This window comes from Peribacillus sp. NPDC096622, assembly GCF_044762665.1.
Classification (GTDB): domain Bacteria; phylum Bacillota; class Bacilli; order Bacillales; family DSM-1321; genus Peribacillus; species Peribacillus frigoritolerans_B.
On record NZ_JBIWES010000001.1, the window covers coordinates 458,417 to 482,027 of the forward strand.

25 protein-coding genes and 1 other annotated feature are annotated in these 23,611 nt (G+C 42.7%); of the genes, 3 read left to right on the forward strand and 22 right to left on the reverse strand.

What is annotated here, in order from left to right; genetic code table 11:
- Nucleotides 1–13 precede the first annotated feature (13 nt).
- Nucleotides 14–1,444 carry a LutB/LldF family L-lactate oxidation iron-sulfur protein gene (locus ACIQYG_RS02155; RefSeq protein ID WP_402835278.1) on the forward strand — a complete coding sequence of 477 codons (1,431 nt, stop codon included), beginning with the start codon at nucleotides 14–16 and terminating at the stop codon, nucleotides 1,442–1,444.
- Nucleotides 1,438–2,142: a LutC/YkgG family protein gene (locus ACIQYG_RS02160; protein WP_402835487.1), complete on the forward strand. Its 705-nt coding sequence runs from the start codon at nucleotides 1,438–1,440 to the stop codon at nucleotides 2,140–2,142. Before ACIQYG_RS02155 ends, ACIQYG_RS02160 begins: the two co-directional genes overlap by 7 nt.
- 63 nt (nucleotides 2,143–2,205) lie before the next feature.
- Here the strand turns inward: ACIQYG_RS02160 and ACIQYG_RS02165 are convergent, their stop codons facing one another.
- Together ACIQYG_RS02165 and ACIQYG_RS02170 are read right to left on the reverse strand one after the other, a co-directional pair.
- Entirely contained in the window at nucleotides 2,206–3,291 is a 1,086-nt protein-coding gene (locus ACIQYG_RS02165; protein ID WP_402835279.1) for a M42 family metallopeptidase, read from the reverse strand.
- 64 nt (nucleotides 3,292–3,355) lie between these two features.
- Entirely contained in the window at nucleotides 3,356–3,844 is a 489-nt protein-coding gene (locus ACIQYG_RS02170; protein WP_402835280.1) for a dUTP diphosphatase, read from the reverse strand.
- Between the two features lie 109 nt (nucleotides 3,845–3,953).
- Between ACIQYG_RS02170 and ACIQYG_RS02175 the strand changes: the two genes are divergently transcribed.
- Nucleotides 3,954–4,334 carry a sigma-w pathway protein ysdB gene (locus ACIQYG_RS02175; RefSeq protein ID WP_402835281.1) on the forward strand — a complete coding sequence of 127 codons (381 nt, stop codon included), beginning with the start codon at nucleotides 3,954–3,956 and terminating at the stop codon, nucleotides 4,332–4,334.
- A gap of 53 nt (nucleotides 4,335–4,387) precedes the next feature.
- On the opposite strand, the gene ACIQYG_RS02180 is transcribed toward ACIQYG_RS02175, so the two are convergent.
- From ACIQYG_RS02180 to hflK, 20 genes are all read right to left on the reverse strand, one after another.
- On the reverse strand, nucleotides 4,388–4,957 hold the full coding sequence (locus tag ACIQYG_RS02180) for a TVP38/TMEM64 family protein (RefSeq protein WP_034309063.1): 570 nt from the start codon (nucleotides 4,955–4,957) through the stop codon (nucleotides 4,388–4,390).
- A 60-nt stretch (nucleotides 4,958–5,017) separates the two neighbouring features.
- A complete protein-coding gene (locus tag ACIQYG_RS02185; RefSeq protein WP_402835282.1) occupies nucleotides 5,018–5,293 on the reverse strand; it encodes a DUF1294 domain-containing protein in 276 nt (91 codons plus the stop codon).
- A gap of 68 nt (nucleotides 5,294–5,361) precedes the next feature.
- Nucleotides 5,362–5,721 (reverse strand): 50S ribosomal protein L20, encoded by a 360-nt coding sequence (gene rplT, locus ACIQYG_RS02190; RefSeq protein WP_034309067.1) that lies wholly within the window; start codon nucleotides 5,719–5,721, stop codon nucleotides 5,362–5,364.
- Between the two features lie 35 nt (nucleotides 5,722–5,756).
- Nucleotides 5,757–5,957, reverse strand: a complete 201-nt coding sequence (gene rpmI, locus ACIQYG_RS02195; protein ID WP_034309070.1) for a 50S ribosomal protein L35 — start codon at nucleotides 5,955–5,957, stop codon at nucleotides 5,757–5,759.
- 34 nt (nucleotides 5,958–5,991) lie between these two features.
- Nucleotides 5,992–6,492, reverse strand: coding sequence for a translation initiation factor IF-3 (gene infC / locus ACIQYG_RS02200; RefSeq protein WP_034309072.1), 501 nt, complete (start codon nucleotides 6,490–6,492; stop codon nucleotides 5,992–5,994).
- 98 nt (nucleotides 6,493–6,590) lie between these two features.
- Nucleotides 6,591–6,727, reverse strand: a sequence feature (ribosomal protein L20 leader region).
- A 125-nt stretch (nucleotides 6,728–6,852) separates the two neighbouring features.
- The gene (locus tag ACIQYG_RS02205; protein ID WP_402835283.1) at nucleotides 6,853–7,347 is read right to left on the reverse strand and encodes a GNAT family N-acetyltransferase; all 495 of its coding nucleotides are present in this window, start codon (nucleotides 7,345–7,347) and stop codon (nucleotides 6,853–6,855) included.
- A gap of 52 nt (nucleotides 7,348–7,399) precedes the next feature.
- A complete protein-coding gene (locus ACIQYG_RS02210; protein ID WP_153246102.1) occupies nucleotides 7,400–7,570 on the reverse strand; it encodes a hypothetical protein in 171 nt (56 codons plus the stop codon).
- A gap of 106 nt (nucleotides 7,571–7,676) precedes the next feature.
- Nucleotides 7,677–9,608 (reverse strand): threonine--tRNA ligase, encoded by a 1,932-nt coding sequence (thrS, locus tag ACIQYG_RS02215; protein ID WP_402835284.1) that lies wholly within the window; start codon nucleotides 9,606–9,608, stop codon nucleotides 7,677–7,679.
- Nucleotides 9,609–9,998: 390 nt separating this feature from the next.
- Entirely contained in the window at nucleotides 9,999–10,859 is an 861-nt protein-coding gene (ytxC, locus tag ACIQYG_RS02220; RefSeq protein WP_402835285.1) for a sporulation protein YtxC, read from the reverse strand.
- A 121-nt stretch (nucleotides 10,860–10,980) separates the two neighbouring features.
- A complete protein-coding gene (gene dnaI, locus ACIQYG_RS02225) occupies nucleotides 10,981–11,919 on the reverse strand; it encodes a primosomal protein DnaI (RefSeq protein ID WP_305158807.1) in 939 nt (312 codons plus the stop codon).
- Nucleotides 11,903–13,318, reverse strand: coding sequence for a replication initiation and membrane attachment family protein (locus tag ACIQYG_RS02230; protein WP_402835286.1), 1,416 nt, complete (start codon nucleotides 13,316–13,318; stop codon nucleotides 11,903–11,905). Before ACIQYG_RS02230 ends, dnaI begins: the two co-directional genes overlap by 17 nt.
- A 64-nt stretch (nucleotides 13,319–13,382) precedes the next feature.
- Nucleotides 13,383–13,844, reverse strand: coding sequence for a transcriptional regulator NrdR (gene nrdR / locus ACIQYG_RS02235; protein ID WP_034309080.1), 462 nt, complete (start codon nucleotides 13,842–13,844; stop codon nucleotides 13,383–13,385).
- A gap of 268 nt (nucleotides 13,845–14,112) precedes the next feature.
- The gene (speD, locus tag ACIQYG_RS02240) at nucleotides 14,113–14,493 is read right to left on the reverse strand and encodes an adenosylmethionine decarboxylase (protein ID WP_034311443.1); all 381 of its coding nucleotides are present in this window, start codon (nucleotides 14,491–14,493) and stop codon (nucleotides 14,113–14,115) included.
- Nucleotides 14,494–15,301: 808 nt separating this feature from the next.
- Nucleotides 15,302–16,339, reverse strand: coding sequence for a glyceraldehyde-3-phosphate dehydrogenase (locus ACIQYG_RS02245; RefSeq protein WP_402835287.1), 1,038 nt, complete (start codon nucleotides 16,337–16,339; stop codon nucleotides 15,302–15,304).
- Nucleotides 16,340–16,497: 158 nt separating this feature from the next.
- Nucleotides 16,498–17,097: a dephospho-CoA kinase gene (coaE, locus tag ACIQYG_RS02250; RefSeq protein WP_402835288.1), complete on the reverse strand. Its 600-nt coding sequence runs from the start codon at nucleotides 17,095–17,097 to the stop codon at nucleotides 16,498–16,500.
- 21 nt (nucleotides 17,098–17,118) lie between these two features.
- Nucleotides 17,119–17,751, reverse strand: a complete 633-nt coding sequence (ytaF, locus tag ACIQYG_RS02255; RefSeq protein WP_402835289.1) for a sporulation membrane protein YtaF — start codon at nucleotides 17,749–17,751, stop codon at nucleotides 17,119–17,121.
- A gap of 79 nt (nucleotides 17,752–17,830) precedes the next feature.
- Nucleotides 17,831–18,661, reverse strand: a complete 831-nt coding sequence (gene mutM, locus ACIQYG_RS02260; RefSeq protein WP_402835290.1) for a DNA-formamidopyrimidine glycosylase — start codon at nucleotides 18,659–18,661, stop codon at nucleotides 17,831–17,833.
- Between the two features lie 19 nt (nucleotides 18,662–18,680).
- Entirely contained in the window at nucleotides 18,681–21,305 is a 2,625-nt protein-coding gene (gene polA, locus ACIQYG_RS02265) for a DNA polymerase I (RefSeq protein ID WP_402835291.1), read from the reverse strand.
- 127 nt (nucleotides 21,306–21,432) lie between these two features.
- Complete coding sequence (gene hflC, locus ACIQYG_RS02270) at nucleotides 21,433–22,365, reverse strand: protease modulator HflC (protein WP_402835292.1); 933 nt, start codon at nucleotides 22,363–22,365, stop codon at nucleotides 21,433–21,435.
- A complete protein-coding gene (hflK, locus tag ACIQYG_RS02275; protein WP_402835488.1) occupies nucleotides 22,362–23,396 on the reverse strand; it encodes an FtsH protease activity modulator HflK in 1,035 nt (344 codons plus the stop codon). The genes hflC and hflK overlap by 4 nt, the downstream gene beginning before the upstream one ends.
- Between the last annotated feature and the right edge of the window lie 215 nt (nucleotides 23,397–23,611).

Below are 23,611 nucleotides of genomic sequence, written 5' to 3' on the forward strand. Positions count from 1 at the left end.
GAGGGATAAACTTATGGCTATGAAAACCAGCTCTGCCAAATTTAAAGACCGGGTGGATGAAGGAATACATAATGACTTTATGCGATTGGCCGTATCCAGTGCCCAAGAACGATTACACGGACGGCGACTGACTGCCGTTGATGAATTGGGAAGCTGGGAGGATTGGCGTTCCCTTGGGGAAGAAATCCGGCAGCATGTGCTCAGTAACCTTGATTTCTATTTGCACCAGCTTGCAGAAAACGTTTCGAAAAGGGGCGGTCATGTCTTCTTCGCTGAAACCGCTGAAGAAGCAAGCGGATACATTAAGGATGTCATTGTAAAAAAGAATGCCAAAAAGATCGTGAAATCCAAATCGATGGTCACGGAAGAGATCAATTTGAATGCAACTCTTGAGGCAGTTGGCCTCGATGTCGTTGAAACGGACCTTGGTGAATACATTTTACAAGTGGATGATCATGATCCCCCTTCCCATATCGTCGCACCTGCTCTCCATAAAAATAAAGAACAGATTAGGGACGTTTTTAAAGAAAAGCTTGCCTATACGCAAACCGAAAAACCGGAAGAACTTACCGCCCATGTGAGGGGCATTCTGCGGAAAGATTTCTTAAGCGCCGATGTGGGCATTACCGGCTGTAATTTTGCGATTGCGGAAACGGGCTCGATCGGTTTGGTGACGAATGAAGGAAATGCCGATTTGGTCACTGCCCTCCCAAAAACGCAAATCACCGTGATGGGTATGGAACGGCTTGTACCTACATTCGATGAATTCGAAGTCCTTGTCAGCTTATTGACAAGAAGCGCTGTCGGCCAAAGATTGACCAGTTACATCACCGCACTTACCGGTCCGCGTGATGAAGATGATGTAGACGGACCCGAGGAGTTTCACCTTGTGATTGTAGATAATGGACGTTCCTCAATTTTAGGAACTGAGTTTCAATCAGTTCTTCAATGCATTCGCTGTGCTGCCTGTATAAATGTCTGCCCGGTCTATCGCCAGGTTGGCGGTCATTCATATGGTTCAATATATCCAGGACCAATCGGTGCTGTGCTTTCACCCTTACTCGGGGGATATGATGATTTCAAGGAACTGCCATATGCCTCCACTCTTTGTGCAGCATGTACAGATGCCTGTCCGGTAAAGATTCCTCTTCATGATTTATTGAGGAAGCATCGTGAAGTCATCGTAGAAAAGGAAAAAATGGCGCCGTTTTCAGAAAAGATGGCCATGAAGGCCTTCGGAATTGGTGCGGCATCACCTATGCTTTATAAGTTCGGCTCCAAAATGGCCCCATCAGCGATGTCACCTTTTAAAACGGGGGATATCATCTCGAAAGGACCGGGACCACTCAAAACTTGGACAGAAAGCCGTGAGTTCCCTGCTCCAGGTAAAGAGAGCTTTCGGGACTGGTTCAAAAATCGGGAAAAAGGAGGGAAACCATCATGAATGGAACCATCCATAATGAAGGGGCATTTTTAAACAATATAGCCAAAAACATGGGGCGTGCTCCTATTACGGAGGGCATCTCCGTTCCGGAATGGAAGCACGCCCCCCAAAAAGAAGTTTTGAAACATGCGACACCAAATGATCTTGTTGCGGAATTGAAAGAGCAATGTAAACGGGTGCATACTCAATTTCACGTTACCGACTCCAAGCAAGTGATGCATTGTTTAACACAGGTGATCGAGGAACTTGGAAACGGACCCTTGATCATCCCTAAGGACGATCGATTTTCCGCCTATGGGTTAGAGGGTATCTTAAAGGAAAAAGATGTCCATATATGGGATCACCAAGCCGGGAATGAAAATATCGAAAAAGCAGAAAGTGCTAACATCGGAATCACATTCAGTGAGATGACACTAGCAGAATCAGCGACCGTCGTCTTGTTCAGCGACAAGGACCATGGCCGTTCCATCAGCTTCCTTCCTGCCTGCCATGTTTCCATCATTCCAAAAAGCACCATCGTTCCGCGAATGACGCAGGCTGCTGCGGCCATCCGTTCAAAAGTTACCCGGGGCGAAGTCGTTCCTTCCTGCATCAATTTCATAACAGGGCCGAGCAATTCGGCTGATATCGAAATGGACCTTGTCGTCGGCGTCCATGGACCCATCAAAGCGGTCTATATAATCGTCGAAGACAAGTAGAAATAGGAAAAAGAAAATGGAGAGGACCTAAATTAGGCCTCTCCATTTTTAACTTTCACTATATTATTCGTAAATGATCCGATCAACCGCTTCGCGATCGAGGCGTTTAATCACTTCGACAATGAGCTTAACTGCATTCTCATAATCATCCCTGTGAAGCATTGCTGCGTGTGAATGAATGTAGCGTGTGGCAATCGTGATCGCCAGAGCGGGAACACCATTTGCCGTTAAATGGATGGAGCCGGCATCCGTCCCGCCGCCTGGGATCGATTCATATTGATAAGGAATATTCATTTCATCAGCCGTATCGGTGACGAAATCGCGTAATCCCTTATGTGCCACCATCGATGAATCATAGATGACGATTTGCGGGCCTTCCCCCATCTTACTCATCGCTTCTTTATCGGTAACCCCCGGTGTATCACCAGCAATGCCTACATCGACGGCAAAACCGATATCCGGCTGAATTTTGAATGTGGATGTTTTGGAGCCACGCAGGCCGACCTCTTCTTGCACTGCGCCAATTCCATAAACGACATTAGGATGGTCGCCGTCTTTCAGCTGTTTAAGCACATCAATGGCGATTGCACAGCCAATTCGATTGTCCCAAGCTTTGGCGAGCAGCATCTTTTCATTATTCATGACCGTGAATTCAAAATATGGCACAACCATATCCCCTGGCTTTACGCCCCATTCCTTAACCTCTTCTTTGCTGGATGCACCAATATCAATAAACATATCCTTAATATCAATCGGCTTCTTCCGCGCCTCCGCTGACAGGATATGTGGCGGCTTGGAACCAATAACGCCAGTTATATCACCTTTACCTGTAACGATTGTCACGCGTTGGGCCAGCATTACCTGTGACCACCAGCCCCCAACCGGCTGAAAACGCAAAAATCCTTTATCATCAATTTGGGTGATCATGAAACCGACTTCGTCCATATGCCCGGTAACGACGATTTTCGGTCCGTTTTCATCTCCCGTTTTCTTTGCAATCAAACTGCCCAGGCCATCTGTCGATATTTCATCAGCAAATGGTGTTATGTATTCGGTCATCACTTTTCTTACTTCACTTTCATTTCCTGCAATGCCTTTAGCATCAGTTAAGTCCCGAAGCATCCTTAACGTTTCATCCAATTGAGCCATTCCCTTACCTCCCTATAACTTACATTACAAGAATAATTATACAGACAATCGATTACATAAACAATCAGTAGCCTTGCTTTTGCCTTTCGTAATTCACTTCATTTTTGCTTACATATGCTTTTTCCACATCCACTGCCGAAAATCCAAGCGACTCCCCTAAATGTAAATACGCAGTAAAAACCTTTTGGAAAGATGACTCTGTCAACTGTGTGCGAAATTCACTGATGTAGCCGTAAATAGCAGTAAATTGAACCGTCAAATCCTCCCGATGCATCTTGAGGGCAGATGGAACTTCCGGCACAAATCCCCGTTCGATCCCGAGTGACAAAATGAAATGAATGCCATCCACGTATTCTGCCAAAATCGTTTCTTTATCAGAGGGTCCTTTAAGACTCCAGAATTTAAAACATCTTGTTTCATTGGCAAGCTCTCCAAGCTCCACTAAAAGAGCAAGTATCTTCCGTTCCACCAAGTCTTCAGCACCCAAATCATGCTTTGATTGTATATGCTCGTCCAAAGCTGCCTGCATTTCCATTAATTTACCTATGTTCATTTTCATCACTTCTTTCCATCGTCTTCCCCTAAATTATATCAAATAAATGAAACTTATTAAAAACCCATACGTAAATTAAGGGAATCACTCTGTTTAAGGAGGTAGCTCCATGGTATTGATCATGCGGTCCATTCTTTTGGCTCTCATCATTTTCTTAATATATTCAGTCATCAAATACCTATTTAATCCGAAAAGAAAATTAGAGCTGGCACATGAACAGAAAAAATTCTTTCTGCTCGACGATACAGCCAATATACGAAAGAATTTTTTATTGACGTACAACGGGGTGATGTTTGAAGGGGAAAAGTATTTAGGGACGACGGAACGCTCCTTCGAGGTCATCTCCATCTTCATATGGCCTAAAAAAGTGGCCGGCCTGAAAGGCTTGAAGCGAAATGACTTCTTAAAAATCGAGGCAGCCATAAAAAAACAATATCCGGATGCCGTTATTGATTGGAAGAGCCCGGTTAAGGAGTTTTTACAAAAATGAAAAAAATCATGCGTAATGAAGAGCCTTGAGAAAAATGGACTCAAGGCTCTATATTAATCATCTGAACGAAAAAATTCCTTCCAGGGGACGACCGTCTGCTTCTCTCTCAATAAATAGATCAATAAGGTTAAGGATAATAAAATGATGACGATAAGCGTTGGACTGAAATCTGCAATATAGTGGCCAAAAACCGTGTATACGAATGCTACAGGGAGATTGGTCATGAAGGATAGGTAAAAATAATTTTTCAGCCCTTTATTGGATTCCAATAAGCAAAGCGACAGTAAGTAAAAGTGTATGAATGGTATTAGCCTCAGTACTGCAATTTGCCGGCTGTTTAGCTTTCGGTTTCCAAACAGCTTATTCTTAAGACGCAGCAGCCTATCCTTTGTTTTCGGAAATTTGCCTATCACGAAATAAAAGGCCATACTGGACAGCGTCAAACCGATTACCGAATAGATGGTTCCAAAAGCTGCCCCGAATAATACTCCGCCGGACATGCAAACCACAATGACAGGAATGAATAAAAATTGCCTTAATAAATGAAAAGTGATAAAAATCAACGGTGCAAACACGCTTCCAGATTGAACGTAGCTCATCACAAGTGTCAGTTTATCATTCATGCTCTCCCTCCAGCTACTCTTTGCTGCTTCTACAAGCATATACATTATACGGGCTACATATTACAATTGAATGAATAACTTAATCAATAAGCCTATCTGAAGAATCATCAATATAGGCAGGCCCCACTTAAAAGCGGCATGCTTCGTCTTATGGCGGAATTGCTTCATCCCCAAAAAGGACCCGGTCCCCCCGCCTATGACTGCCCAAAACCAAAGTGTCTTTTCGCTGATCCGGTACTCCCCATTACGCGCTTTCCTTTTGTCGATTCCCATCAAGGCAAACCCGATGATGTTTGTGATGATCACATAAGCAGCTATGAACCATACTCCTTGCATTCTCATTCCCTCCTTAAAATATGTAAAAAGCCACCCTCTTGAAAAGAGAGTGGCTGTATCAGTAAGACTTATTTGTCTAATTGTTGTTTAGCAGCAGTTGCTAATTGAGCAAAAGCTTGTTCGTCAGCAACAGCAAGATCAGCAAGCATTTTGCGGTTCACTTCGATACCAGCAAGCTTTAGACCATGCATTAAACGGCTGTATGAAAGACCGTTGATGCGTGCTGCAGCGTTGATACGAGTGATCCAAAGTTTGCGGAAATCACGTTTCTTTTGACGACGGTCACGGAAAGCATAGTTTCCTGACTTCATTACTTGTTGGTTAGCTACTTTGAAAAGAATATGTTTCGCGCCATAGTAACCTTTAGCTAATTTTATTACCTTTTTACGACGTTTGCGAGTAACAGTACCGCCTTTTACACGTGGCATGTTATTTCCCTCCTATTTAACTCGATAAATCGAACTTATTTAATGTTGTCTAGCATATGACGAATACGTTTGAAGTCACCTTTGCTTACAAGGCTAGCTTTGCGAAGCTTACGCTTTTGCTTAGTAGATTTGTTAGCAAATAAATGGCTTGTGTAAGCGTTAGAACGCTTAAGTTTGCCGGATCCAGTCTTTTTGAAACGTTTAGCAGATCCGCGGTGAGTTTTCATTTTAGGCATAAGGTATTCCTCCTCATTACAAATTACTTTACAATTACTTTTCGTTTTTCGGTGCTAATATAATGAACATGCTGCGCCCGTCCATTTTTGGGTGTTGCTCGATTGTAGCCACTTCTTTACATGCTTCAGAAAAACGAACGAGTACACGTTGACCAATTTCCTTATGCGTAATGGCACGTCCTTTGAATCGGATAGAAGCTTTTACTTTATCGCCTTTTTCAAGGAATTTAATACCGTTGCGAAGCTTCGTATTGAAATCATGTTCTTCAATCGTCGGGCTCAAACGAACCTCTTTCAGACTGATGACTTTTTGATTTTTACGTGCTTCCTTGTCTTTCTTTTGCTGCTCGAAGCGGTGTTTTCCGTAGTCCATGATCCGGGCTACCGGAGGCTTTGCATTTGCAGCAACTAAAACTAGATCAAGATTTACACGAGCGGCAATTTCCAATGCTTCGAATTTCGTTTTAATTCCAAGTTGTTCTCCGTTTTGGTCAATAAGACGAACTTCACGGGCTCGGATGCCCTCGTTTACCATCGCGTCTTTACTAATAGTTAGCCACCTCCAAAGATATTGGCGAATACGAATATTTGAATAAATTCGGTCACGCTCACAACTCGCTTACAGGATATAATCATAATAAAAAAGTGTGGATGCATGTTGCACCCACACTGATAGACTCATTCAGAAAGATCCAAATAATCAAATCATGACCTGTTAACTGCATTGTTTGCGTCAACCAGGTGAGAAGCGGGTGCTTCTTCTTTTCCTCAAACACGTATTCAATTCACTTTAGAAATATATCATAAACACTGATGACTTGTCAAATGCTAATTTATTCGTTTTTCACAACAAAATTAATATTATCAGACATTCAGTTATTTGACAATACGTTTTTTAAAGTAATTTGGACAAAAAATATTCATCATGATACTTTCCATCAAAAAACAATGATTCCCGCTTTATTCCTTCCTTTTCAAAACCCATCTTTCGATATAAGGAAAGCGCAGGGGCGTTGTTTGCAATCACGGACAATTCCAGGCGCCTAATTTCGTTTGTCCGTGCATGCTCCTCCATTTTAAGAAATAACTTCGTACCGATGCCTTGTCCTCTATCCTGTTCATTGATGCCGATGACGATTTTAGCGGAATGCCTCGTTCGGCCCATTCGATTGCCCAATAAAATTAGGTAACCATTCAACTCATCGCCACTAGCAGCAACAAGGAGAATGGAAGGGGGATTTTTTTCGATTTGCTCCAATTGCTTTTCCATTTGTTTCCCCGTAGCTTTTCTTTCCCCAGGGTTAAACAGCATATACCCGGAATCTTCAACATGATTGAACAGATAAGCCAAGTTACCCGCGTCTTTCCTTGAAGCTTTTCTAATCTCCATTTATCCCACTCCCCCTTTGGTTACAGTCCATACTGACAGAAGCGATCAAATTTTAAGAGTCTTCTTTCGCCTTTTTCTTTTTCTCAATGGCGTCCCAAGAAAATAGCGCTATCCAAAAAAACAGGACCGGGACGATGGCATATTGTCGATAACCATCCAATAACAATAAGATGATGATGACAAGGAATGTCGGTCCGAATAGATAAGTAAATTTCTTTTTCATGCTGCCCCTCCCTTTCATCGCTGTACATATTTTCACATGATGGTTTCATTTTATCATGCCATAATTAAAAAGAGGGACACAACTATATGTGCCCCTCTTTTTGCTGTTAACGGCTCACTTCCGCCTTAATCGCTGAAACGAAATCTTCAAAAGCGATCGTTTCGGATTTTTGTTCACCGTATTTACGTACATTCACGCTGCCTTCTTTGGCTTCATTATCTCCAACGACCAGCATGTACGGGATTTTTTGCATTTGTGCTTCACGGATTTTGTAACCGATTTTCTCGTCACGTGTATCCAGGTCGACACGAATGCCTTGCGCTTTAAGTTTTTCCTGTACTTCTTTCGCATAATCCAAGTGCACTTCAGGTGAGACCGGGATCACTTGTGCTTGAATAGGTGCAAGCCAAGTCGGGAATGCCCCCTTGTATTCTTCTATCAAGTAAGCGACAAAACGTTCCATTGTGGAAACGACGCCGCGGTGGATAACAACCGGACGGTGCTGCTTGCCGTCCTCACCTACGTAATTAAGATCGAAACGTTCAGGAAGCAAGAAATCAAGCTGAACAGTGGAAAGCGTTTCATCTTTCCCTAAGGCAGTACGCACCTGAACATCAAGCTTAGGACCGTAGAATGCCGCTTCACCTTCCGCTTCAAAGTAATCCAGACCAAGTTCATCCATGGCGCCTTTTAACATGCTTTGCGCTTTTTCCCACATGTCATCATCATCGAAGTATTTTTCTGTATCCTGAGGATCGCGATAAGACAGACGGAATGAATAATCCTTGATATCGAAATCTTTATATACTTCCAGAACAAGGTTCACAACACGCTTGAACTCTTCTTTGATTTGGTCGGGACGGACGAAAATATGCGCATCATTCAATGTCATCCCGCGCACACGCTGAAGGCCTGAAAGGGCACCTGACATTTCATAGCGGTGCATCAAGCCTAGCTCGGCAATCCGGATTGGCAGTTCGCGGTAGCTGTGGATGCTGTTTTTATAGACCATCATGTGATGCGGACAGTTCATCGGACGCAGGACAAGCTGTTCGTTTTCCATCTCCATGACCGGGAACATGCCGTCCTGGTAATGATCCCAATGTCCAGATGTTTTATAAAGGTCCACGCTTCCCATTACAGGTGTGTAGACATGGTCATAACCCAAACGTTCTTCCTTGTCCACAATGTATCTTTCGATTGTACGGCGAATTGTCGCGCCTTTTGGCAACCACATCGGCAGCCCTTGCCCTACTTTCTGTGAGCTCATGAACAAGTCCAATTCTTTGCCGATTTTACGATGGTCACGTTCCTTGGCTTCTTCAAGGAGACGCAGGTGTTCGGCTAAATCTTCTTTTTTATAGAAAGCCGTACCGTAAATGCGTTGAAGCATTTTATTTTTGCTATCGCCTCTCCAGTATGCTCCAGCGATGCTCAATAGCTTGAATTCTTTGATTTTCCCCGTTGATGGAACATGAATTCCGCGACAAAGGTCAAAGAATTCCCCTTGCTCATAAAGCGTTACCTGCTGATCGGCAGGAATCGCATCGATCAACTCCAATTTATACTCGTCGCCGATTTCTTTAAAACGGGAAATCGCTTCATCACGACTCACTTCGATGCGGGAAATTTCCAGGTTTTCGTTGACAATTTTCTTCATTTCTTTTTCAATCAATGGAAGGTCTTCGGGAGTCAATGATTCCTCCAGATCCATATCATAGTAAAAGCCGCCCTCGATGACTGGCCCTACGCCGAATTTAGCGTTTTTGTACAAACGTTTGATCGCTTGTGCCATCAAGTGCGCTGTACTGTGACGCAATACTTCAAGAGCATCCGCTGCGTCCTGTGTGACGATTTCGATTGTACCATCCTGTTCAATCGGACGTTTCAAATCATATAATTCACCATTGAATTTTCCGGCAATGGATTTTTTCCTTAAACCAGGACTGATGGATGCAGCGATGTCTTCAGTTGTTGTGCCTTTAGCAAACTCCTTAACCGCTCCGTCAGGAAAAGATATTTTCAGTAATTCTGACATTCAGTTTCACTCCTTCTTATTTGTTCGAACAAATTACAGGTTTTTGATTCCATTACAACACAAAAAAGCCCGCCCCTGTATAAAACAGGGACGAGCTTAGTAATAAATATCATTAACCCGCGGTTCCACCCTCGTTCCATCTTGCTTCTCACGGCAAAATGGCACTTGTAACTTGGTAACGGCAGCTTCCCGTCAGCTCATATTCGCAGAATGCCTGCTTTCCGAGCCGAAGTTTAAAGGTGGTAAGTGTTCCATGCGAATAGGAAGCTTACAGCCTGTTGGCTCCCCTCTCTGATAATCGGCGACTAGAATACCCTTGTCCTCATCATAACTTTTAGTTTTTTAATAGTATGTAGGAAATTATAATTTGTTATACGGTGAAAATCAAGGTTAATTTTCTTTTTTCCACGAAAGATCATTCAAATGCATAGTAAATGACGAAAGTGGCAAGATAGTCGCCCGTTCTTCGAAAATCCTTGAAATGGTCTGGATCAGCCCCTCTTCCTTGTCATCGGTATAGATGCACAAGTTTTCAGGAGCAATCGATAAAAGTGGGGCAAGTATCACCGTATCGAGAAAAAGTGAACTTTTGGCAAGAAGCCTCCTGTCGATCATACTATTGATTTTTGGACGGTCGAGTTTGCTGAATTTCTGATCATAGAAGTGAAAACCATCCTGGTTGACCAGGTGGAGCTTCCTTAATTTCGACTCCTGCCCATGAAGGCAATCACGGAGCGTAGCAATGAAATTTTGATAATCCTGTTCCAGCTTATATTCATCAATCGCCTTGACGACATACTTCTCCAAAGTGTGCTGAAACGATTTCAACCGGAAGGTCGTAAAAGAATCGAATGAAAAAGATACCTTTCCAGCCAATATGCTTTGAAGTCCTTCCTCTATCAATCGTTTCTCCGTACTGAATGCTTCATCTTGATTCCTGGCTCTTTCCGCCTCGATGATCGATGATGCAATTTCAATGATGGCTTCAATTTCTTCCCGTTCCCTATAAAAAAATTTACTGACTATTATTTGCTCCAGAACAGGTAGCGTCTTTTCTTCCAATAAAAAAGAATGAAATGCATCTCGAAGCAGAATTAGCCATTCATCACCTGAAGACTCAGTCATATCCACATGCATGCCTTGTTGCGGAAGAAATCGAATATATGCTTGAAATTCTGCCCCCAATGGATGGACAGAAACGAAATTCAGTAATTTCAATGCCTCTGAATCGTTTTGAAACGAAATTTGCACTACGACATCCCCCCTTCCCCCTTGCTTCTTTTTTCATGTATATGGGGATGGGGACGTGTTTAGAAGTAGGATGGGCCTTGTAAGAAGAAAAAAGTGACCTCCATTAAGAGACCACTTTTCTTCATCTTCTCCGATTCACGCCATCAAGCTTGACCGGCTCAGCTAAATATTGAATTCTTTCCAGTACCCTGGCCGCCTTCACTTCTTCCTTCTCACCACGCTGTGAAAAGGTCAGGTGGTTCTCCAAGCCATTCAAGTCAAAATTCGAAGTGAAAAACGTCGGCAGGTTTTCCAGCATCCTAAATTGCAAAATCGGACCAAAAACCTCATCGCGTCCCCAGCTCGTCATGGACTCCGCTCCAATATCATCCAGCATGAGGACAGGTGCCGTTTTCACCATCTCTATTTTTTCATTGACCGTATTATCACCTATCGATCCCTTAAGTTCCCTCAAGTAGTCAGGTACATAAACAATAAGGGAGGAAATTTGCCTTTCTGCAAGTTCATTGGCAATCGCACCTAATAAGTACGTTTTCCCAACACCGAATTTGCCATAAATATATAAACCTTTTTGCCTTTTACCTGGCTCATATTCCATAATGAACGACATCGCTTTACTTAAAACACCCAAGCGTTTGTTTTCATTATCCGTTTGGGTAAAGTCCTCAATGGTCGCCTTTAAAATATCCTTCGGTACATATAGGCTGCGGATCAATTTTTCCCGTTTTCGCTTTTCATCCTCTGCCAATTTCCGGGGGCATATTTCATAATGCAGGTTCAAAGCCTTCCCTTGAACCACCAATTTAGGATAATACCCTTGCATCATATTGATGCAGCCATTCAGGCTTGGACATTTATCACATTTATTGCTCTGTGAAGTGAACTCATAAAGCTTCCCCAAATTTTTATCGATCATTTCCTTCGTGACCGTCGAACTGTTGGCATTCAAAAATAACCGCACTTGTTCGTCTTCAAAAATCTCCTGTTTCAGCTTTTCATAACGCTGTTGGAATTGGTTTGTATTGGCCAATTTATTAAGGGATCTATTTATCTTTTCCATCGTTCATTTCACCTCCTGCTTTCCACTGCTTCCATATTTCCTGAAGCTCGCGTTTCTGGGCATTCAATTCAGGCTGATCTGCATTCTGCTCCTGCTGTGCTTCTTCTTTTTTCTCAAGCCACTCCGGAACCACTTCTTCCCGTATCGCCTTTTTCCGGCTGCCCTTCGCAGCATTCCTGCTTCCTTGAGCCCAGTCCTGATATTTCCTATGTTCATTTTTAGCCAGTTCCATCGCCTCGACGACCGTGGACACCTTCAGCCGTGCCCAATGTCCCGCCAGCTTTTCCACATAACCCTTCGTGAACTTCATATCCGTTTTTAGCATGACATATTCAATCAAGACATTGACGACACCCGGATTCAGCTTTTGATTGATCATCACGCCCTCAACCACTTTCAAATCACCGCTTGACGGCTCTGCACCGCCAGACAATTGCATCAGCCGCTCCCTTGGAGAAATCGTCTCCAAATGACGGATTAACTCTTGTTCCTTTGTTTTCGGTTCTTCTTTTTGTGTCCGTTCACGAATTGGCTGCACCCGATTGACAAGGGAAGGCATATCGGCCTGCCGTTCGATCTGGTACCAGTCCCTTGCCGCCTTTCTAAGCATTTCCTCATCAATCTCATCATCCAATGAAACGGCATCCATGACTAGTTTTTGCATTTCCAGCGGATCAATGCCATATAAGAAAGCAAGTTTGGCAATCGTACTTTTTATTTTCGGAGTAAACGCCTTTTTCGGCACGATAGAGGATTTCATCCCGGCAAATAAAAGGTCAAAATCAAATAAGTCATCAAACCCCGATGGCTCGACGCCTTCCGACCGATCGATGAATTGCTGTTCAGGCAGCGGTTTCCATTCGTTTTTCGCTTCATCCGTTACATATAAAGAGTCCAAATGATCTGATGAGAATACTTCCGCAAAAGATTTAGTCACTCCTTCATATTGATCTTTTAAGATATGGTCATCACAAAAGAATCTCTTTAACCGGTTGAATTGCGCTTTACCGATTTTTTTGTATAAGTAAATATTCAGCATTCCATCCGTGAAAAACTGCTGGGGTGAAAGCGGCGGGTTTAACTCATAGATGAATTCCTTCGTATCATTTTTCGATTTCCTATATACATTCAACAGACCGATTCCTTCAAGTAAAAGCCGTGCTTCGTAAATATCACCTAACTTAAGGCCGATCGTATTCATTAATTGATAATGCGAGGAGGTTTCCGACCATAGCCTGTTTTCCTCCAACTCACTCCATAATGTCATATATAGGCTAATGCAGATAGGTCCAATAAGAGGTTGATATAGTCGGGTAAGTATTTTCCGATCATAATCATGAAGCAGCCCCGCAGATGAGACCAAATATGAATCCGCTGGGAGCAATTCTTGCCAATGCATTGACATCTCCATTCAAACCTTTCAAAAGATGTAGTGAAAAAAGAGCCAAAGTGAATCTTCAGCTCTACTTTCTTTCTTTATTTATTAAATCTTTCAATTCATCGATAAAGACATTGATATCTTTAAATTGTCGATAGACGGATGCGAACCTTACGTAGGCAACCTCATCGACTTCCGCCAGCTTGTCCATTACCATTTCGCCGACACTGTCGCTTTTCACTTCCGATATGCCCTGGTTGCGTAGTTCTTTTTCTACATAACTGGTAATTTGCTCTAGTTCTTTCAAGGGAACCGGACGTTTTTCGCAAGCCCTGATTAAGCCACGCAAGATTTTATCACGACTGAACTCTTCACGTGTCCCGCCCTTTTTCACTACAATAAGCGGTGTTTCCTCCACCTTTTCAAATGTCGTGAATCGAAAACCACATGCCTCACATTCACGGCGTCGTCGAATCGATTTACTTTCATCGACTGGCCTGGAATCGAGCACTCTTGTTCCGTTATATTGACATGATGGGCATTTCATCATTATCAGCTCCGTATTTTATGTAGGACTCCCCTATCTAATGTTCCCCAAGGAATTACTTCTCTATCTTAATCTTATATTAAAAGGAACGGCCAGTACAAGTAAAAAGTGTAACTTCCGGCAGCAGGCACTTTTTGTCCTGCCGTTTAGGCACCGTTGTCAAGAGCATTGCGCTACAAGGCAATCCTCTCCAATAAAGTGAAGCAGACTGCCGATTCATTGCATTAAAAAAGAGATGCACCCATGGCATCTCTGTGTATACATTTTTTTATAGGGCACTTATATTGGCTTTTTTCATTTGTACAGGACCTAATCCACGTGGTAATTCTATGTTTTCACGTGTTTGCGCATTCAAAGCTTCTGCAATATAATCTGCCGCAATATTCGGATCCAAGTTACCGCATGTATAGACATCAATGCTCGCATAGCCGTGTTCTGGAAAACTGTGAATCGTTAAGTGTGATTCAGAAATGATGACAACCCCGCTGACTCCTTGTGGAGCAAATTTGTGAAAGGCAACTTCTCGTACCTCTGCACCTGATTTCAAAGCAGCATCAACAAAAATCTTTTCAATTAAATCGATATTGTTCAGTTTTTCAAAGTCACAACCCCAAAGTTCAGAAATGACATGTCTACCCATTGTTTCCATAGTGTAAGCTGTTTCCATATTAAGCTTCCCCCTTACCATGATTTAAAAATAAGTTCTGATAACTACCACGGGGGAAAGTTAGTCCAAAGAGGTCCTAACCCTTTAAGTAGCCATCATGCAAACTGCTTTTGAAGAAGTTCACGATTCATAGTATATATGGTTTGAATTTTTTTTGCAACTCCAAATTGAATTTTTGGAAAGATAAACTTTATATGTAATTGGGATATAGCGAAGGTTCCAATGTGGTGCAAATTCTGTCTTCGGTTTATTCAGCGCCATAAAGCAGCCAGGAACTGATTGATCACTGCATTAAAAATAGCCCGATAAAAAAATTTTAGTGGGCTTAAAATGCGGACCATCTCGTAATTGAGTTTGTCTACAATTTTTTAGGATTTTAAAATTTGGAGGTTGATTGGAACGAAGGGCACTCGCTCCAATCAACTTTGTTTTAACATTAAGATAGAAACTCCTTTTGCCTTCAGTCTATTTAAGTAAAAAACCCAAGGCGATTAAAGACAGTTCAACTGACCCTGAGAGTGGCTACTATGTGAACGGACAAAGCAAGTACGCCCGTTCGTTTCATGCGGTATCAGACCGCAATGGATTTGTGTTGGGGACGATAGTAACACCTTGAAATACACATGATGGCCATATCTTAGAGCCTCTGGTTGAACAAGCGATTGGGAAAGTTGCAGTTGCTGCAGATGCAAAAGAAAAGTATGGTATGAGTTAGGTCACTATTCTCTATAACTACTTCCAAATCCAAAATGGCCTGCTAAAAAATTTTAGCAGGCCCGGTTTTTTCATTTTATTTTACTGATAATTCGACTTCGGAAGTTTTTTTCAACTCGGAACCAACTAATTTTACAAGGTCCACTACACGGTTGGAGTAACCCCACTCATTATCATACCATGCAAGGACTTTCACTTTCCTGTCCCCGATCATCATCGTCGTCAACCCATCGATGATTGCAGAGTGTGGATTCGTTTTGAAATCACTGGAAACTAAAGGTTCCATCGTGAATTCCATGATTCCTTTGAGTTCATTTTCTGAAGCATCGATGAAGGCTTGGTTCACTTCATCAATCGTGACATCACGGTTTAAATCCACTACAAGATCGACTAAAGATACGTTAGGTGTCGGTACGCGTATCGCCATTCCATGAAGCTTGCCTTTTAATTGCGGCAACACTAGTGAGATGGCTTTTGCAGCTCCTGTAGTCGTAGGAATCATGCTTTCCGCAGCGGCACGGGCACGTCTCAAGTCTTTGTGCGGGTTATCGATGTTATTTTGATCATTAGTATAAGAATGTATCGTTGTCATTAAACCGTTGTTTATGCCGAATTTTTCATCAAGCACTTTTGCAACCGGTCCAAGGCAGTTCGTTGTACAAGATGCATTGGATATGACGAAATGCTTGTCAATTTCCAGCACTTCCTGATTTACTCCCATTACAATGGTAACGTCTTCATTTTTACCCGGGGCTGATAATATAACTCTTTTAGCTCCTGCGTCTAAATGAAGAGCCGCTTTAGAACGTTCATTGAATTTGCCAGTGGCTTCAATTACAATATCTATGTTCATCTCTTTCCAAGGCAATAGCTTTGGATCGCGGTTATTTATTAGTTTAACTCGGCGGCCATTCACTACTAGTGAATCATCTTCAGCTATAATGATACCGTCGAATTTACCATGTATCGTATCATATTTTAGTAAGTGAGCTAAAGTTTCAGCTGGATAGCTTGCATTAATGGCAACAATGTCCAAACTCTCATCTAATATGGCTTTTCGGAAAACCATTCTTCCAATTCTCCCAAATCCGTTAATCGCTATTCTTGAATTCATTGTTCGGACCCTCCAGAAATATTAGTGTTATACTTATTACCTTTCACATGTAATTAGTATAACATAATTCAGAGGAATTGTGCTAATAAAAATGCGGATTGTTCTTATTTTTTCAACATAAAAAGAAGAAACCGGGTGGTTTCTTCTTTTTATCATGATTATATGACATACCATTCGCTAAGTATGGACTTCACTTGCCGCTTCGTTTCATTAATGTCACCATTATTATCGATGACGGCATCCGCTAAAGCCTTTTTATCGGCCAAGGGCATTTGCGAATTGATCCTGGCAAGTGCCTCCGTCTCCGAAAGACCATTCCTGTTCATTAATCGCTGCAATTGAACTTGCTCATCCACATAGATCAAAATCGTCTTATCCACCATGAATGTCAGCTTGCTTTCGAATAGGAGCGGAATATCCATGAACACCGTTTCTTCCCCTGATGATAGTGCCGCTTCCGTTTTCAGCCGCATCCAATTCCTGACGGCAGGATGCACGATGCCATTCAATAGCAATCTCTTTTCTTGATCATTAAATATAATCGACCCGAGCTTTACGCGATCTATATTCCCATCCGTCAATAAGATATCTTCACCAAATGCCTTCACAACTTGATGATAGGCTTCTTCACCAGGCTCAACGACAGCACGGGAAGCCAGATCTGCATCGACAATCGTGAATCCGAGTTCCTGTAAATAGAGGCTGACGGTGCTTTTCCCACTGGCAATGCCTCCGGTGATTCCGATGATTTGTCCCATAAGCTCCCCCTTTTATACTTATCATAACTTGAATAAACCGATAATAATCAATAGTGCACCTGGAAGAAAGGTCAAATGCTGGACAACTTTATTATTTGAAAGCAATTTCCCGCTTTGAATTCCGCTCCAAATGAAAATCGAACTCATAACAGCGATGCACCCTGCGAGGATAATCGGTGAAATCCCGATCATAGCCGCTCCAACTCCGGCCCCGAACGCATCCAGCGAAAGTGCAAACCCCAGAACAAGCGCTTCAACACCTGTAATCGTACCTGATTTATCAAAATCAGCATTCAATGGTTTTTGTAAAATATTAATGACTACCCCAAGTGATTTAATTTCAAAATTAAAGATGATTTTTTCATGATATCTATCATCTTTCAAATCTTTTTCAGGCTTAAAATACTGGTATACCATCCAGGCACCAAGAAAAATGAGGATGATGCCGCCTGTTTTTTCAGCCGCCCCGATGGATATGAGCTGACTGATGAATTGCCCGATGATCATCGCCATGCCTAAACTCAACGCAGAACAAAATGAGATGACCGCTATTGACCTTAAGGGGATTTTCATCTTCCGCATACCGAATGTCAAACCTACGCCAAATCCGTCAATACTAACTGCAAAAGCGAGAAAAATAATTTGTAGCCACATCGGAATATTACTCCTTCCCTACTCGTTGCTACCCTAGTATATGGAAGGAGCCCATCCGATGTGTTTGAAAAAACATTACCTATTTTAGCGGCTGGCATGACGGGCAAATATGTGTGCCGCGTCCTGCAACAACCAGTTTTTCAAGTGGCGTGCCGCATTGTTTGCAGTTCTCGCCTTTTCGTCCATAAACATTCAGTTCCAACTGAAACATGCCGATTTGCCCTTGGGAATTAATGTATGAACGAATCGTACTTCCGCCTTTTTCCACAGCTTCACCTAATGTCGCAATGATTTCAGCATGCAATGTTTTGATTTCCTGCAACGAGAGTGAAGATGCCATTCTCTCCGGATGGATACCGGAACGGAATAAAGACTCATCCACATATATATTCCCAATCCCGACGACAACCGTTTGATCAAGGAGAACGGGCTTGATTTTCCTGTTGGTTCTTGCCAACTTCTTACTTAGCCCCTCGACAGTAAAATCTTCAGACAACGGTTCAGGCCCTAAATGCAACAGAGGCAACCGTTCAAATTCTTCCCCTTTGGCAAATAGGTGCATCGTTCCGAATTTCCGGACATCCCTGTACCGAAGTTCACTGCCATCCGTGAAAGTGAAGATCACATGGGTATGCTTATCATACGGCTCTTCTTTTGGATGGACGCCGTATTTCCCCTCCATTCTTAAATGCGAAACCATCGAATAATCATCCAAGGTGAAAATGAGGAACTTGCCCCGACGGCCTATTGCAGAAATCGTCTGCCCCCTTAAAGCATCCTGAAACTGTTCGACAGGCTCAGGTGCTTTAATGATCTTTGGCCAGAAGACGGACACTTCCTTGATCTCTTTTCCGAGTACGAGCTGCTCTAATGTTCTTCTGACTGTTTCCACTTCTGGAAGTTCTGGCATTGCAATCACCTATCTTTTATTATTTGGCATCAAACCATGTTGGCCCGAAAGCATAATCCACTTTAAGTGGCACGTTCAATTCAATGGCATTTTCCATTTCCTCCGGAACGATCACTTTAAGGATTTCGAGTTCCTCAGGAGGAGTTTCAAAAATCAATTCATCATGCACCTGTAGAAGCATTCTCGTTTTGAGCCCTTCCCTTTTCAGGCGTTTATTCATGTTTATCATGGCAAGCTTGATGATATCAGCGGCACTGCCTTGAATCGGCGTGTTCATCGCTGTCCGTTCGGCAAAACTCCTGATGTTGAAATTCCTGCTTGTTATCTCAGGTATATATCGCCTTCTTTGCATCAAAGTCGTGCTATATCCTTTTTGACGTGCCTCATGTATGCTTTCTTCCATATATTCCTGAACACCTGGAAAGCTTCTTAAATACTTCTCGATGAACTCTCCAGCTTCTTTTCTCGTGATTCCAAGACTTTGCGATAGTCCGTAATCACTTATACCATAAACGATTCCGAAATTGACCGCTTTGGCATGGCGCCTCATGTTTGAAGTGACTTGATCTGCCGATACATGGAATACATCCATGGCTGTCTTTGTATGGATGTCCATCCCGGCCTGGAATGCTTCCACCAATCCGCTGTCATTGGCAATATGCGCCAGGACGCGTAACTCGATCTGGGAGTAGTCGGCAGCAAAAATGATCCAATCCTTTTCGGAAGGAATGAAGGCCTGCCTGATTTTCCTTCCTTCTTCCAGTCTGATCGGGATATTCTGGAGATTGGGATCTGTAGAACTTAACCGGCCGGTCTGGGTCAACGCTTGGTTGAAACGGGTATGCACCTTGTCCGTTTTGCCATTGACCACTTTAAGCAACCCTTCAATATAAGTGGATTGCAATTTACCAAGCTGGCGATACAGCAGGATCTCCTTAACGATATCATGCTTGCTCTCCAGTTTCTCCAGCACATCGGCTGAAGTCGAATAACCTGTTTTGGTTTTCTTCATGACCGGAAGCTCCAACTTTTCAAACAGGATGGCCCCAAGCTGTTTAGGTGAATTGATATTGAACGCCTCTCCAGCCAATTCAAAAATTCGTGCTTCGATATTTCTTAAGCGAATGGCTAATTCCTGTCCCATGTTTTTCAGTCGGCCTATATCCACCTTGATTCCCTGCCATTCCATATTTGCCAGGATGATCGACAGTGGCAGCTCCAGTTCCGTAAATAGGTGGAACTGCTCGAACTCTTGCAGCTTATCAATCATCGGTTCTTTCAGAGAAAAGATCGCCTTCGATTTTCTGGCGATATGCTCCCTCAATTCCGCTTCCTCGGGTATTTTGCGTTTTGCACCTTTTCCATAAAAAACATCATCTGTTTCAAGCCGGATAGTACCTTGAGTTTTCGTGATTTCTGCGACTTCGTCCACTGACTCTGCCGGATCCAGGATATAGGATGCCAAAAACACATCAAAATCGATGCCTTTTATTTCGACTCCTCGATGACGCAGTGCCACGACCGTACGCTTCGCATCGAAAACCGTTTTCTTTTTTGTTTCATCCTCAGCCCAGGATTTAAATGCATCGGAACCCAGAGCATCATTTCCATGGAAGTAAAAATGACCTTTTTCATTACTGATGGCGATCCCTATTATATCGGCACGATGATAATTATCTTCTAAAATTTCAACATACAAGGCACTTTCATCTGCAAACATTTCCTCTGTCATTTCAGCAGTGTGCACCTCTATCTTCTCCTGTTCAAGCGGTGCGCTTTCCGTTACATCCAATTTATCGAGCAAAGTCGAAAAGCCAAGCTCCTTATAGAATGAGATGACTCGATCCTGATCCATTCCAGTGTACTCGGTCTCGTTAACTGAAACTTCAAGCGGCGCTTCCCTCGTTATCGTAGCCAGCTCTTTGCTTAATAATGCCAGGTCTTTATGTTCTTCAATTTTCTCTTTCAATTTTTGTCCGCTTACCTCATCAATCGACTGCAGCAGGTTTTCAACCGTTTCAAATTGATGCAATAATTTAAGTGCAGTCTTTTCACCAACACCCGGAATACCGGGGATATTGTCGGAGGCATCTCCCATCAGCCCTTTTAAATCAATGATTTGCAAAGGGGATAGACCGTATTTTTCATGTATATGCTTTGGAGTGTATTCCTCAATTTCTGTTATCCCCTTTTTCGTGATGGAAACCGTCGTACTAGGGGAGGATAATTGCGTTAAATCCTTATCACCGGAAATGACCTTCACTTCAAAACCATCTTTTTCCGCTTGTAAAGACAGCGTACCGATAATATCATCGGCTTCGTAGTTCTCCAGTTCATACCTTTTTATTTGAAAACAATCAAGCAGCTCCCGAATGAAAGGGAATTGCTCGGATAATTCTGGCGGCGTTTTTTGGCGCCCACCCTTATATTCTTTAAATGATGCATGTCTGAACGTCGTTTTACCCGCATCGAATGCCACAAGTATGTGTGTTGGCTTTTCTTCTTCAAGAATGCGGTTGAGCATCATTGTGAATCCGTACACGGAATTCGTATGGACCCCCTTATCATTATTCAAGAGCGGAAGCGCAAAAAACGCACGGTATGCAATGCTGTTTCCATCTATGAGTACTAACTTTTTATCCAAATCCGTCTTCCTCCAGTCATACATGTTTATGTAGTTATAGCTTCTATTAAAAAACGCAAAAAGCCGTTCATTTTCTTTCTCTATTCTACCATGAGTAGAAGCGGAAAGAAAAATGACGGCTTCAAGGTTATTTATTATTTCCCATTAACAAGCTGGCATAAGGGGAATCAGAAGGAAGAACGATGACCGTTTGATCTCCAATCGTTTTCTTGTAGGATTCAAGAGTCCGGTATAGTTTATAGAATTCGGGATCTTTGGAAAAAGATTTATTATAGATTTTCGCTGCTTCCCCTTCTCCTTCTGCCCTGATCACTTCTGCATCAGCCTCTGCAGTAGAGAGCAATTCTTTCACTTTCCGATCAGTATCCGCAATGATACGGTTTTTCTTCGCATCACCTTTGGATAGGTATTCCTGCGCTTTCGATTCCCGCTCGGAAATCATCCTCTTGAAGACGGATGCTTCGTTTTCGGCGGGCAGGTCAGTACGCTTTATCCGGACATCCGTCAAGCTGATTCCATAACTGTCCTTTTGCAGCAGATCGTTGACTTTTTCGGTTATGCGGTCGTTTAAACTTCCCCTGGATGACTTTTCATCATTGATGATCTCATCATAATTCAGCTGGCCCAGCTCTGAACGAACTGCCGAATAGATGAACTCTTCCATTTTCGTTTCGGCATTCTCAAGTGTCCTTGCATTTGTAATCAATTTCTTCGGATCTTCTATTCTCCAAACTGCATAGTTATCGATTAGCATCCGCTTTTTATCTTTCGTATTGATTTCCGCTTCGGAAACATCAGAAGTCATCTGGTACTTCGGCAAGGTCTCGATACTCTGAATGAAAGGCACCTTCGCCTTCAATCCCGGGGTCTTATCGATCCTTACCACCTCACCGAATTGACGGACGACTTTGTATTCGCCCTCTTTGACGATATAGACATTGGTGAAGATGATTAGCAGCAGCGCGATGAAAATAATCAGGAAAATGCCGATTCTCACATACCCCCGCCAATGAAAATCCCCTTTTTTCAGCTCAGAGAAATCTATTATTTTTCCGCTCATTGTTTAGTGCCCCCTTCCCCTGTAGCTTTTTCTTCCGATGCATTCCCTTTTTTCGTTTCTTCTTCAGGTATAGCGGCTTCATCAGGGGCAGGAGTTTTTTTCGTTTCCTCCTTTTCAAGCGAGCGAAGCGGCAAGTACTTCATTGTGTTTCCATCATCATTCATGATATAAATCTCTGCATTCGGCAATACTTCCTCAAGGGTCTCAATAATAAGACGGTCCTTCGTAATCCCCTTATTGCCTTTATACTCACTTAGTAATTTTTCAAAGACCGCTACATCTCCGCGGGCAGCTTCCGTACGGGCAGCTTTATCCCCATTAGCCTGTGAAATGAGGGCATCTTTTTCCCCTTCCGCTTCATTCATCCGCTTATTTTCATATTTATCCGCTTCGTTGATTTTCGTATTCGCCGTTTCCCGGGCATCCGTTACATTTGTAAATGCTTTCCGCACTTCTTCATTCGGCAGCTCCACATCCTGGAGTTTAACCGCAGATATGGAAATCCCGACATCATATTTCTCCATTAGCTGCGACAATAAATCGCGTACATCCGCTTCGATTTGCGCTTTACCGGATGTAAGGGCATCATCGATTTTCGTACTGCCGATAATGCTACGTAATGCAGCTGAAGTCGTATCGTATAATATTTTTTCTGGATCATCTGCATTGTATAGATATTTTGGAGGGTCGGTAATCTTCCACTGAACCACTAGGTCGGCCAGCACAATATTTTCATCACCCGTGATCATTTTGGTCTCACTCGGGTAATCCGTCACCTCTCCATCCTCTTCCTTATATCCAAATTTAAGACTGAATGTTTCTTTGGATAGTTTCTCGACCGATTGAATCGGCCAAGGCAGTTTAAAGTGAAGTCCTGGTTCCGTTATCGTTTGTTCCACTTTACCAAACGTCATTATGACAGCTTGATCGGATTCATCAACCGTGTACCAGGTCGATATCGCAACTACACCTAAAATTAAAATAAGAAAGACAAGTCCTGTTATCGTATATATCCTTTTTAAGCTAACGATATGTATCACCCCTTCTTTTGCAGTTATATCTTATTTACGCAAGAAAGGGCCTAAAGTTTCATGAAAATCAAATATTTTCCTAGGAAAATAGGATAGAGGAATGGTTCCCGGGGAATATGGCCAAAAATTAAAAGACAGAGACTATGTCTCTGCCTACAGTTTTTTAAGGGTTTTATACAATATTGAATGTTGATCGGAACGGAACGCAGGGTAGT